10 protein-coding genes are annotated in these 12,409 nt (G+C 38.8%); 1 reads left to right on the top strand and 9 read right to left on the bottom strand.

Annotation, left to right across the window (positions count from 1 at the left end; all coding sequences use genetic code 11):
- Positions 1-3 precede the first annotated feature (3 nt).
- From IGI44_RS21140 to IGI44_RS21120, 5 genes are all read right to left on the bottom strand, one after another.
- Complete coding sequence (locus tag IGI44_RS21140) at positions 4-876, bottom strand: LysR family transcriptional regulator (RefSeq protein ID WP_438789887.1); 873 nt, start codon at positions 874-876, stop codon at positions 4-6.
- A gap of 202 nt (positions 877-1,078) precedes the next feature.
- Positions 1,079-2,128 (bottom strand): proline racemase family protein, encoded by a 1,050-nt coding sequence (locus IGI44_RS21135; RefSeq protein WP_438789886.1) that lies wholly within the window; start codon positions 2,126-2,128, stop codon positions 1,079-1,081.
- A 12-nt stretch (positions 2,129-2,140) separates the two neighbouring features.
- Positions 2,141-3,649, bottom strand: coding sequence for a BCCT family transporter (locus tag IGI44_RS21130; protein ID WP_438789885.1), 1,509 nt, complete (start codon positions 3,647-3,649; stop codon positions 2,141-2,143).
- Entirely contained in the window at positions 3,630-4,901 is a 1,272-nt protein-coding gene (locus IGI44_RS21125) for an MFS transporter (RefSeq protein WP_438789884.1), read from the bottom strand. Before IGI44_RS21125 ends, IGI44_RS21130 begins: the two co-directional genes overlap by 20 nt.
- 62 nt (positions 4,902-4,963) lie before the next feature.
- Complete coding sequence (locus IGI44_RS21120) at positions 4,964-6,061, bottom strand: alcohol dehydrogenase family protein (RefSeq protein ID WP_438789883.1); 1,098 nt, start codon at positions 6,059-6,061, stop codon at positions 4,964-4,966.
- 242 nt (positions 6,062-6,303) lie between these two features.
- On the opposite strand from IGI44_RS21120, the gene IGI44_RS21115 reads away from it, so the two are divergent.
- Entirely contained in the window at positions 6,304-7,149 is an 846-nt protein-coding gene (locus IGI44_RS21115) for a LysR family transcriptional regulator (RefSeq protein ID WP_438789882.1), read from the top strand.
- 75 nt (positions 7,150-7,224) lie between these two features.
- Here the strand turns inward: IGI44_RS21115 and IGI44_RS21110 are convergent, their stop codons facing one another.
- From IGI44_RS21110 to IGI44_RS21095, 4 genes are all read right to left on the bottom strand, one after another.
- Positions 7,225-8,010, bottom strand: a complete 786-nt coding sequence (locus IGI44_RS21110; protein ID WP_438789881.1) for a sulfite exporter TauE/SafE family protein — start codon at positions 8,008-8,010, stop codon at positions 7,225-7,227.
- A 34-nt stretch (positions 8,011-8,044) separates the two neighbouring features.
- Positions 8,045-9,448 carry a glycoside hydrolase family 1 protein gene (locus IGI44_RS21105; protein ID WP_438789880.1) on the bottom strand — a complete coding sequence of 468 codons (1,404 nt, stop codon included), beginning with the start codon at positions 9,446-9,448 and terminating at the stop codon, positions 8,045-8,047.
- Positions 9,449-9,460: 12 nt separating this feature from the next.
- Complete coding sequence (locus tag IGI44_RS21100) at positions 9,461-11,341, bottom strand: beta-glucoside-specific PTS transporter subunit IIABC (RefSeq protein ID WP_438789879.1); 1,881 nt, start codon at positions 11,339-11,341, stop codon at positions 9,461-9,463.
- Between the two features lie 138 nt (positions 11,342-11,479).
- Positions 11,480-12,358 carry a MurR/RpiR family transcriptional regulator gene (locus tag IGI44_RS21095; protein WP_438789878.1) on the bottom strand — a complete coding sequence of 293 codons (879 nt, stop codon included), beginning with the start codon at positions 12,356-12,358 and terminating at the stop codon, positions 11,480-11,482.
- Positions 12,359-12,409: the final 51 nt, after the last annotated feature.

Genomic DNA, 12,409 nt, shown 5'->3' with positions numbered 1-12,409 from the left:
ATATCAGATGGCTTCACTTTTGATATGATCGATGAATTTGATCATATCTGTAAACATCAAGCTGTTCTTTTTATAAACTAATCCGATATTGATCTTTAGTTTTTTACTCAAGGATATCCCTTTTACTGTCGGAATTGATTCCACAACTTCTTTGAAGAGAAAACCGCATGCGATGTCATTTAAAATGAACTGAATGATCGTTTGCAGCTGTGTAGAGGTATGGATGATATTTGGCTCAGCATTTCGTTTCGAGAACAGTTCATAAATCAATGAGCTGTGATAGTAGCCATCGTGGAACATAATTAAAGGTTCGTTGATAAAATCGCTTAGCTCCACTTCAGTTCGATCAGATAAAGGATGTTTTTCAGAAGCACAAAAAACTGTCTCCGTCGTCAGAAAATTGATGATGTTGTACTCGTCAGATGAAAGCTCGTTAGTTGGCAAAATCAAAATATCTAACGCGTCCTTATCTAGCATAGAAAGCAGATTTTTACTTCCCTCTTCTTTTGTCGTGACTTTTATTTCAGGGTACAGCGATTTAAACGATTTATAGATTTCTGGAAAAAAACAGGTTCCAATCATCGGCGGCACACCTAGACGAATCAATTTCCTATTCTTTCCATAGTCCTTCATCATTTCTACGACTTGATCTGACTGTTTGATTAAATCGTCCGCATATCCTAAAAAGATTTCTCCCTCTTGAGTGAGTTTGAAGCCCCGATTCATTCTATGAAGCAAGGTAACACCAAATTCTTCCTCCAAATCACGAATCGCTTTAGTTATCGCTGGTTGTGAAATATGTAAAAATTCTGCTGCCTGAGTGATATTATTGAATTGACAAGCCGTATGAAAATATTTTAACTGGAGTAGTTTCATTCTATCGCTTCCTTTCGTGATCGGTTGACTTAAGATAGCATGAAAAATCAAGGAATGTAAATATGCCTTATTTTAATAACAAAGCAGCTTCATACTTAATTTGAACAATACTTTCCCCATCCGGTAATACATAAATAACCCAATCACCAATATAGATGATTGGGCTTCAGGATAACAAAGTATCATTGTAAGCACGTACTCCTTACCAAATATCTCCAACTGTAAAGCCTTCTGGAAATGGATCTGTTTCGTCCAAAACGTACTGACTGTAACCGTAAATCCACGCTTGCCCGCCGATTGTTGGTACAATTGCTTTGTGTCCATGAATTTCTGTTTCCTCCACGGCATGACCGGTGAAAATCACACCTAGCAAACCTTCGCGGCGAAAGGCTTCTCCGATTTTTAGTTCGCCTTTGGCATGCTTGATCGCCATGAGTGCACAGGTTCCTGTTCCGCAGGCACAACGATCTAAAGCACCTGTCCATGTTTCAGGCTTATCAAAATCGATATCGCCAGTAAACACTGTATTGACACTTTTCCAATCCGCATTTGGATTATCAGTTGGTCCGTGTAATTCGGAAATAGTAATGCCGATTCCTGGATAATCCGGATGCTCTACTTTTAATTGCTCTTGGGCAGCTTTCATACAAAGTGCGGAGACCTTCGCGATTTCTTTTCCCATTTCAGGAACTAGCTCCAAGCCTTCGAATTGTCGGACATCGATACACACATAAAACATGCCGCCCCAGCCAACATCGACCTTGACTTTTCCAAGATGTGGGACATCAATTTCTTTGTCTAAATGAACCGCAAAGGCAGGGACATTGGAAAACGTCACCTGTTTTACTTTGCCTTTCTCACAATCGGCTTTGATACCAATCAATCCTGCTGGCGCCTCTAAATTAAATTCTGTCACGGGCTCAACCATTGGTATCATCCCCGTTTCAAGTAAAGCGGTAGCAACCGAAATCGTATTTCCCCCACTCATCATTGGGTATTCGATTTGCTCCATAATAATGTAGCCAGCCGCCGCACGAGGATCTTTCGCTGGAACGATCAAGTTGCAGCACAATGGCGGATAGCCGCGTGGTTCTCTCAACATTAGTTTTCTGAATTGGTCGTCATTATCTCTCAACCAATTTGATTGCTCATAAACAGAATCTCCTGGGATCGTTGGTATTCCGCTAGTTACAACACGCATTGGTTCTCCGCAATGTGTTTCGACTGCATTGAACATTCGCTTAAAGGCCATAAATAGTTCCTCCTAAGGATTTTTTTTCGTTGTCGCTTTTATAAATGAGACACAGTTGATTAGGAGAATAATTAGGATGGGCACACCTAGCATCACTACAGAGGTCTGAACGGTTTCCAATCCTCCCGAATGGATTAAAACAAAGCCCATCGTTGAAATCATTACTCCCCAAAATACTTTTAAAAAATTCGTTGAACGCCCTTTGTTCTTCTCTAAGCTCGTCATTTCAGCAATCGTATAAATCATCGATTCTGACTGCGTAATAAAGGATAGAAACACTGCTAATAACCCTAGCAATAAGAAGATCGTATTTAACGGCAGCGTATCCAAATAGGCAAAGAATGCGACTGGATATCCTCGTTCAAGAACCGTACTCCATATATCTGTTCCCTTCAATTGCCGCAAAATAGCTGATGAACCGAAAGTCCCAAACCAGACCACAATAAAGCCAACCGGAACCAACAGATTCACCACAACAAACTGTCGAATCGTCCGTCCTTTTCCTAGCTTCGATAAGAACAAACCTGTCAATGGTGCCACCGTAATCCACCAAGACCAGTAATAGATCGTATTACGAGCGACCCAACCGGTCTTTTTAACCGGCTCTAAATATAACGCCTGTGGAATCAAGATATCTAAATATTTTCCAAAGGAACTGATCGTATTATTCAGGATAAATATCGTTCCGCCAAAGACAAATGCGCCTACTAACAAAACGAAAAATATCAGCATGTTGAAGGTACTGACAAATTTTATCCCTTTGTGTATTCCTGAGCAAGCAGCGGTAATACTTATTACTCCTAGCACGACAATAATAATTATCTGTAAAACGCCAGGTGCTAACTTTGTATCAAAAATGAAATTGATTCCTGAAGAAAGTTGAAGCGTTCCTAGACCAACATTCGTTCCTAACGATGCGACTAATACATATAAGCATAGCCAGTTGACCAACGAACCGATCCAACCGTTGGCCTTCTCTCCTATCAGCGGATATAATCCTGCACTTAATGAAAAGCCCTTTTTCAGATTCCATAATACAAAGGCAAAGCCCAAAGCCGCAGCTGTATAAATACTATAGGCTTGAAATCCCCAATGAACATACACATATTGAAGCGCACTCTCTGCTGCCTCCACACTCCCGCTTGCTAAAGCAGTAAATTTTGGCGGCTCCATAAAATTGGTTAAGCCTTCTCCTACTCCGTAAAAAACGACCCCCATCGCCATTCCAGAAGTAAAGGTAATCGCGATCCATGAAAACGGGCTCATATCCGGCTTGGCATTTTCTCCACCTAAACGAATATTTCCAACTTTACTTAACGCTGCCCAAAGACAAAATGGCATCAACAGAAACGTTCCTAATGAATAGAACCAGCCCATGTATTTTTCTGAGTAGTTAAAAGCTAAGGAAATAAGCGCTTCGAACTGCTCCTTAAAGAAAATGCCGCTAAGTACGACCAGAATCGCTAATGTCGCTGGAACAAAGAACAACTTCTTATTAACATTACTGAATATCTTCCTCAATCAATGATCCTTTCTCGATGGTCTTCTTTCTTTTTGCCAGGACTAAAATTGTCACCCCAGCTGCGACAGCTACCATACTCATCGCTGCCATATACATGAAAATCATTCGGTACACCTGTTCAGCAGGATACTTGTCCAGCCAGCCGCCAACCTGTGAGAACATGAAAGCATCTGGACTAAACCCAATCGCAGAAATAATCCCGATGGCCGTACCTGATAAAGCCTTAGAAATTTTCGCTTCATCCATCGTCGCATAATAGACACCTCGAACGCCACTAACAAAAAATCCGATGGCCAACACCAATACCATAATCACAATTGGCGAGGATGTTGCAGGATACAGCATCATTGCTAGTGAACTACCAACAAGAAGGATCAACCCCACGATTGATGTCATTACCGAAGACTTCATCTTATCTGCAACTATTCCATAAATCGGCATTGCAATCAACCCGAGCCCATACTGTCGGAAGATTGCGATACTTCCGACAGTTGCACTGGAGATTCCAACAACACCACTCATGTAAGGAGTCGTATAAGACTGTAAAGCGAAAACAGAATACGTACCAAAGATCAATAAAGAGACTAACCATAAGCCAGGTGTTTTAAAAAGCTTGATATAATCTTCCTTTTTAAAGACCTGCTTTTCAGCTTCATCATGAACATCAACAATGATAAAATGAGCCAGAATTCCTGACACAAAATAGCAGATCGCATAGTAAAGCAAGACACTGCGATAGCCTACTCTTTCTGCCGGAATCATTTCCATGATAGCTAATGCGCCAAAGGGCAAAACAACACCGAATAAGGAGCGGATTCCCTCTGAAAAACCAAAATATTTTCCCTGTCCATCTGAACCACCTAAAATGCGGACAATCCGAATGTACGCCGCCCAGAAAATCAAGGTGCCGCTAAGGGCAGTCGCAATATGAATGATCATCAGAAATAGAAATGATGGATAGGTCATGTACCATAACGTTAATAATCCACCACTAAAACAGGACAAAGTAACTAATCTTCGTGAGCTGAAGCGATCGGCCAAAAAGCCGCCAAAGAAGTACCCAATCATACTGCTTATCCCCACCGCACTTGATAATAGCCCGAGCTGAGCATTGGTTAATCCAAGCACCGAGATGACTTGATCGTAAAACACTTCCCGTAAGTAGGTTACTTTGTAAATACAGCCGCCGAAAAAAGCGAGTAATGCAATCATTGAATATTTTCTAACGGTTGATAATGATTCGCCTTTCAAATAAATATCCCCCTTCATTTAAGAGGTTTTTGTTGTGAAATCACACAAAACTTCTTTTGAGATTATTCTCCCGAAACATTCAACACAAATTTTCCGATTAATTTCTTTTCAAGGAAGGCTTCCTGCGCTTTTACGATGTCTTGCAATGGAAATTCCTTAGCGATGACTGGTTCAATTTTTCCTTGTTCAATATACTCAATCAGGTTGGTAAAGGCTTCTTTTGTTTGGTAAGTACTGCCAAACAAACTCAGATCCTTCAAATACAGTGTCCGAACATCCAGCTCTACCATTGGGCCGCCGATAGCGCCAACGACACCGTATTTTCCGCCTTTTTTCAAGACTTCTAACAATTCTGGCCATTGATTTCCCGCGACCATATCTAATACAACATCGACCTTCATTCGACCGATTTTTTCGATGTAGCTATCTCCTCGGTAAACAATCTCATCTGCACCATAGCCTCGAACACGTTCTTCTTGATCAGGTTCGCATACGGCAATGACTTTTGCCCCACGAATTTTTACGAGCTGAACCAACGCCGAGCCCACACCACCAGACGCTCCGGTTACTAAAACAACATCGTCTTTATTTACCTCCACACGTACCACCAAGTTTTCAGCAGTCGAATAAGAACATGGAAAAATAGCTAATTCTTTGTCTGATAAATCAGAATTGATAACAAAGGCTTCATCTGAAAGTGCTACAGCATATTCTGCAAAGGTCCCATCGCATTCAGACCCATAAGTAATACATTCCAGTCCTTTATCACTTGAAGGGAGTTCCTGCATCGTTCTGATCAGTACACGTTCACCAAGCCGATCTTCACTAACACCTTCTCCGACAGCTACGATTGTTCCACAACCATCTGCACCTTGAATTCTCGGAAATTGCATCGCGGCCCCTGTCCAAGAACCATCCTCTTCTACTTCTTCTTCAAATCCAGCCGCGCCGCCGGCGTTCGTTTCTGATTTAACATTTTTGGAATACCAGCCAATACGTGTGTTTACATCTGTATTATTCACTGCTGCCGCTCCAATTTTTACTAATACTTCTCCAGCTTTTGGCATCGGTGTTTGAATATCGGTACGATACTCAAGTTTGTCAAAACCGCCATTTCCTGTTAAATAGACACCAGCCATTTTTTTTGGAATTCCGTTCATACAAATCCTCCTATTTTTCGATTGTATTTATTTTCACATTGTTAGAAAGAATTTTTCTAATTCTTTTCTACCTCGTGTAAGTTCAATTATAAATAGAAGAAACTTGAATCCAAGCGAATCAATTTGAACCCTTGATTCAAAAAAATTGAACATTGAACTTTATCTATAATGAAGAATTGCTATGCTTTTGACTCTATGATAATGTACTATGTGAATGAGTAATCAATCAGGAGGGTATTGGTATGAGCGAGCGGTTCAATCTGGAGTACTTAAACACATTTATGATCGCAGCAGAAACGGGCAAATTTAACACCACAGCTGAATTGGTCTATCTTTCTCATTCATCTGTCAGCACTCAGATTAAAAAGCTGGAGGAGCAAGTCGGAACGCTATTGTTCATTCGTAATAAGGACACGCTCACACTTACTCAAACTGGCGAAACACTCTACAATTACGCAAAGAAAATACTTGAATTAAATGACAAAGCATTTAACTCAATGAGTAATTCCAATTGGGAAGGCGCGGTTACTTTTGGCTTGCCTACAGATTACTCCAAGTTGTATCTTCAGCGAATTTATCCCTTATTAAAAAAAAGATATCCGAACTTCTCGTTTTCGACTGTCTGTTCAAGAAGTCGAGCTATCCGCAAACAAATCGAAGAAGCCAAGATAAATGTCGCAATTGTCGCAATGGAGCCGCAATATTTAGAAGATATTCCTTTGTGGGAGGAGAAGCTTTTTTGGGTGGCAAATCAAGCGTTTGATGTGGAATCGAATCGTCCTTTGCCAATTGCTTTGTTTTCGGACAACTGTATCGTCAATAATCATTCCCTTCATTGCCTCAAAAAGACAAATATCGATTTTGAAGTAGTCTTTACTAGCAGTATGCTAGAGAATATCGCAGATTGCGTAAAAAGTGGTCTGGCGGTTTCCTTACTACCAGAATCATTGATCAATGAGGAATTCACGATTTTACCAGAGGATTTTATTTCTTGTCCTTACAAATTGAAGCTAGGATTAACTTGGGATAAAAACGCACATATGGAAATGGTTGAAGAGATAGCTTTACTTGTACAATCTTGCCTTTAAGTTTCTTACTAAATGACGACCAAAGACTTCTCTTTGTTTGATAAAAGAGAAGTCTTTTTTAGTAGTAGAAAATTACTAAACCATATATCTGAAAATATTCATTAAAGTAATCAAGGACAACCCTACCATGAAGAGAGCATATAATAATTCGATTTTTTGAGAATTTAGCTTTTGATTTAACACTGTACCTAAATAGCCGCCTATTATAGCGATAATGATCAAAAATGGTACTAACTTCAAGTTGAATTGCCCGTAATCTCCCACATAGACAATAGAAATGATTTTCGCTATCTGCGAGCAAAATACGGTAGCTAAAGAATAAATCGCTGCCTCTTTCATACTATAACCAAATAGGATAACTAACAATGACACGTTTAATGGACCGCCGCCAATTCCCAAAAAAATTGAAATACTGCCTAAAGCTAATCCTAATAAGAGCGTCAGTAAAAGTGACGGTTTTTCTACTTTTGCTTTTTTCGGACCTATTTTATTATAAATGATCAAGAAAATGAGCGTAATGAAAAGAATGAGCGATTGTGAAAGCTGGACCTGCTGTTGTGTATAATTACGAACCATCTTGTTTAACAAATAGTCTCCTAAGTATCCTCCCAATAAAGATCCACCACAAATTCCAATTAGAACGTTAAAATTAAATTGAAAGCCACTCTTTCGCTGCTTATAAATCGAGACAATACACATAGTAAAGACGATAACGGTTGTATAAAAACTGATAACGAGTACTGAATCGTCACTAAAAAAATCGACCAGTGTCTTTAAAATAATTCCGCCGCCAATACCGGTCAACGAGCCAATGATCGTTGCCACAAGTGAAACAATGAGATAAAGTATATTCTCTACCATGTTATCTCCTTTCCTATTTTTAAAGTTTCATACACTAGGTCAAAGATTCGCCATTTGAAGCGATAACTTTCTTGTACCAATAAAACGAATCTTTCTTAACACGTTTATAGGTCCCAACGCCATGATCATCTACATCAACATAGATGAATCCATATCGCTTGTTCATCTCACCAGTACTTGCGGAAATCAAATCGATTGGTCCCCAAGAGGTATAGCCCATAACTGGGATACCATCCAAATCAATCGCCTTTTCAATTTCTAATAAATGACGTTTTAAATAGTCAATACGATAGTCATCATGAATTCTGCCATCACTTGTAACTTTATCCCTTGCCCCTAGTCCGTTTTCAACAATCATTACCGGTTTCTCGTATCGGTAATAGAGTGTATTTAGAGCAAAGCGTAACCCCTTCGGATTAATTGGCCAGCCCCATTCAGAACGTTCCAAATAAGGATTCTTGTAGCCTGTTTCTAAACCGTTCAATCCTTTAAAAATCCCTTTTGTATTACGTCCACAAACATGGGTTAAATAATAACTAAAAGAGATAAAATCAACCGTTCCTTCTTTTAAAATCAACTTGTCTCCATCCAGCATTGGAAGTTTGATATTTAGTCTTTCTAGCTCTTTTAACTTATACAAAGGATATTCGCCACGTACTTGGACATCAGCGTAAAACATCATTAGCTTCTGAAAGTCTTCGTTTCCTTGAATATCATCAGGATGACTGCTATTAGGATAAGAAAAGTGACCATTATACATCATGCCAACCAGATTATTTTCGTCAATTTCATGGGCAAGTTTAACTACTTTCGCACTTGCAATAAATTGATGATAAGCCGCAATCATTTTATCCTCTTCACTAGCACCTGTAGGAATCCCGCCTGCGTTCCAAGACATGGTAGACATATTATTAATTTCATTGAAGGTCAACCAATAATGAACCCGTCCTTTAAAATGGTTTATCACAGTTTGAGCATACCTGACATAGTAATCGGACGTTTCTCTTCCTTTCCAAAAGTGAAATTTTTGCAATCCCATCGGAGTATCAAAATGTTGCAATGTCACTAGTGGTTCGATTCCATAGGATAAACATAAATTGATAACTTTATCATAAAAATCCAAACCTTGTTTATTTGGCTCATCATCATACCCATTTGGGAAAATACGGGTCCAAGCGAAAGACAAACGATAAACTTTAAAACCCATTTCCGCAAATAAAGCGATATCTTCTTCATAATAATCGTAATGTTTAATGGCTTGATGAGTAGGGTAAAAGCGTTCTTCCTCAACTATTTCAGTTATTTCACGAGGGTGTCCATCCTCAGCCAAAGTCATCACATCAGCGGTACTTATCCCTTTACCATCTTTATTATATGCCCCTTCTATTTGTGCCGCAGAAGTGGCTCCTCCCCATAAAAAATTATCTGGAAACGGCATTCTTTCACTCCTCTATTCAATACTTAGTACAACTTCTCCAACTTGAACCTCTTCTTCTGTTGTCGGTAATACTTCTAAATAATCCTTCGTATTCGTTACTAAAATAGGCGTTGTTGTTTCCAAGTGTTTAGAACGAATATATGCAATATCCATTTCTAACAATAAATCCCCTTTTTTAACAGTATCTCCTTTATTCACATGAGAAACGAATCCCTCACCGATCAAGTTCACGGTATCTAATCCACAATGAATTAGCAGTTCAACACCATTACTGCCTACAATACCAATTGCATGTTTACTTTCTAAAAACACTGAGATTACGCCATCAAAAGGAGCATAGATCAAGCCATCTTTAGGAACGATTGCTAGTCCTTCACCAAGCAACTTCTGAGAAAAAACGTCATCATTCACCTGAGATAAAGACAGTACTTGACCAGCCATTGGTGAAGTCACACTGATAGACTCTCGAGCTCCTACTTCAGGGGCTGTCTGTGGATCAATCGTTGCTTCTTCATTTTCAATAATCGTGTCTTCTTTATCATCAATACCTAAAAATAATTGTGATACAAATGCGCCAACAAAGGCGATTACAATCCCGATAATCGTATAAGTTAAATTTGAAAGCCCATCTTCTCCAATGAAACTAGGTAATGCCAAGATGCCTGGTGGTACTTGCTGGTAGCGACCGACACCCATAATTCCAAGAAATAGTCCTCCAAGTCCTCCCCCAATCATCGCTGAATACAAAGGTTTCCGATAAGTAAGATTTATGCCATAAAGAGCTGGCTCTGTAATTCCTAAAACAGCTGAAATTCCTGTAGATATCCCGAGTGATCGCAGTTTCATATTTTTTGAACGTAGAGCAACAGCTAATACAGCGCCACCTTGAGCAATATTTGAAACAAGCATTCCTGGACCAGCAACCGTATCAAAACCAAACTTAGCCAAAGAATTGATACCGATTGAAATTAGTGCATAATGCATACCAGTCATTACTAATAGAGGAGTGAAGGTTCCAACTACCATTGGAATTAACCAACTTGCATAATTATCTAACCAACGAATTCCACCTGCCAAACCATCACCTAAAAAGGTTCCTAAAGGACCAATTACAATAAGAGCAACTGGGGCGACAATGAATAAAGTGATTAGTGGGGTGCTGAAAATTCGAGTAACTTTCGGAACAATTTTATCCACAAATGGTTCAATAAAAGACATAAACCAAATCGTTAGAATGATAGGAATAACCGATGATCCGTAATTGACTGGGGTAACTGGTAAACCAAAAAGTTGAATTGTACCCCCAGTCTCTCTAGCATTAGTAATCATTGCTGTAAATGTCGGGTGTAATAAAATGCCGCCAATCGTAATTGACAGGTACGGATTTGTACCGAATTTAACCGAAGCAGAGTGCGCCAATAACATTGGTAAGAAATAAAAGATAGCATCACTGACAAAATTTAAAATTTGATATGTTTGTCCATCTGTATTTATCCATCCTAATAATGCCACGATTGCTAAAACTGCTTTTAACATACCTGATCCTGCAAGTGCTGGAACAATTGGAACAAAGATACCGGCAACCGTATCCAATACTTTGTTCAATACCGTTTTGTTTTCATTGACCCCAGTGTCGTTTTCCTCTGATATGTTGACAAATTGTTGCAAAGCTTTGTAAACGTATTTCACATCATTCCCAATAATTATTTGAAATTGCCCGCCCTGATTGACCGTTCCGATCACATCAGCAAGATTTTTTAATGCTTCCTCTTTAACCAGTTCATCGTTTTTCAACGTGAAACGTAACCGTGTTGCACAATGGGTGACTGTCTTAATATTCTCTGACCCGCCAACGTATTCTAAAATTTCCTGTGCTTCCTTTTCATACTTCATAGCATTCCCTCCTTCTTTTATTGTCTTCATTATATTGGGGCATCATTCTCAATAGACGATTTCGATAAAATTAAAAAAAGTGTTGCGTAAAAAACGTATAAAACGTTTACAATTACGCAACACTGTTTCTTTCAAGCTCTAATCTTGGATCAAAGGATTGGTAGAATATCGATATTTTTGGTAGCTCTTTGCAATCGCATTCCTTTTTCTCCAAATATTTTGATGATTTTTTGAAAAAACATTCGCAAATAGCATATCTAACAAATACATCACAGATAAATCACTACTAAAATTTCCAGAATTATTAATCAACTTTTCCCTTGTTGAAATTTTCAGTGCTACATCTACAGACTCCGAAAGTGTATTGTCTCCGTAAGAAGTTAATGCTAAGGTTGGAATATTTTTACCTTTTAGTTCATTCAACACGCGAATCACATCATTTGTTTCTCCAGAGTAAGAAATAAATAAAAAACAATCGTTTGAATCTGCATAATTAATACTATAAAACGCTAAGTCAAAACGTTGAATCACTTCGACTGATCGACCTATTTCTAACATTTTATTTTTAAAATGATTCGCTAAGTTGATATGGTTTCCAGCCGAATAGATATAAATCTTATTACTGCGATCAATTAAACGAACTGCTTTTTCCATGAACTCATAATTTTGAATCGCTAATGTATCCGCAACTGTTTCTGTATACAATTGACAAACTCTATTGGCTATTGTCCAGGTACTGTCCTTTGAATGAAACGGATGATTAGGATCAATTTCTTTGAAATGCGACTGCAAATACTCATATTCAGATAGGTAGGCTTCTTTGAAATCATTGTACCCCTTATAGCCAAGTTTTTTACAAAACCTTGTAATAGTCGAAGGTGCAACAAACAGTTCCTCGGCCATCTTTCGACCGCTCAATTTTTTTATACTATCCGGTTGGTTTAAAAAATAGGTGGCAATAGTCGCATCAATTTTACTCATTGCTGTTTGATCAGACAATTTTTCATGTATTAACATCCTTCTCACCCGTCCATTTTACTCTTTATTAAGAAACGATTCACAACATCC

The sequence above is a fragment of the Enterococcus sp. DIV0756 genome, assembly GCF_051710745.1.
Lineage (GTDB): Bacteria > Bacillota > Bacilli > Lactobacillales > Enterococcaceae > Enterococcus_A.
This window is presented reverse-complemented; position numbering and strand designations above follow the sequence as displayed.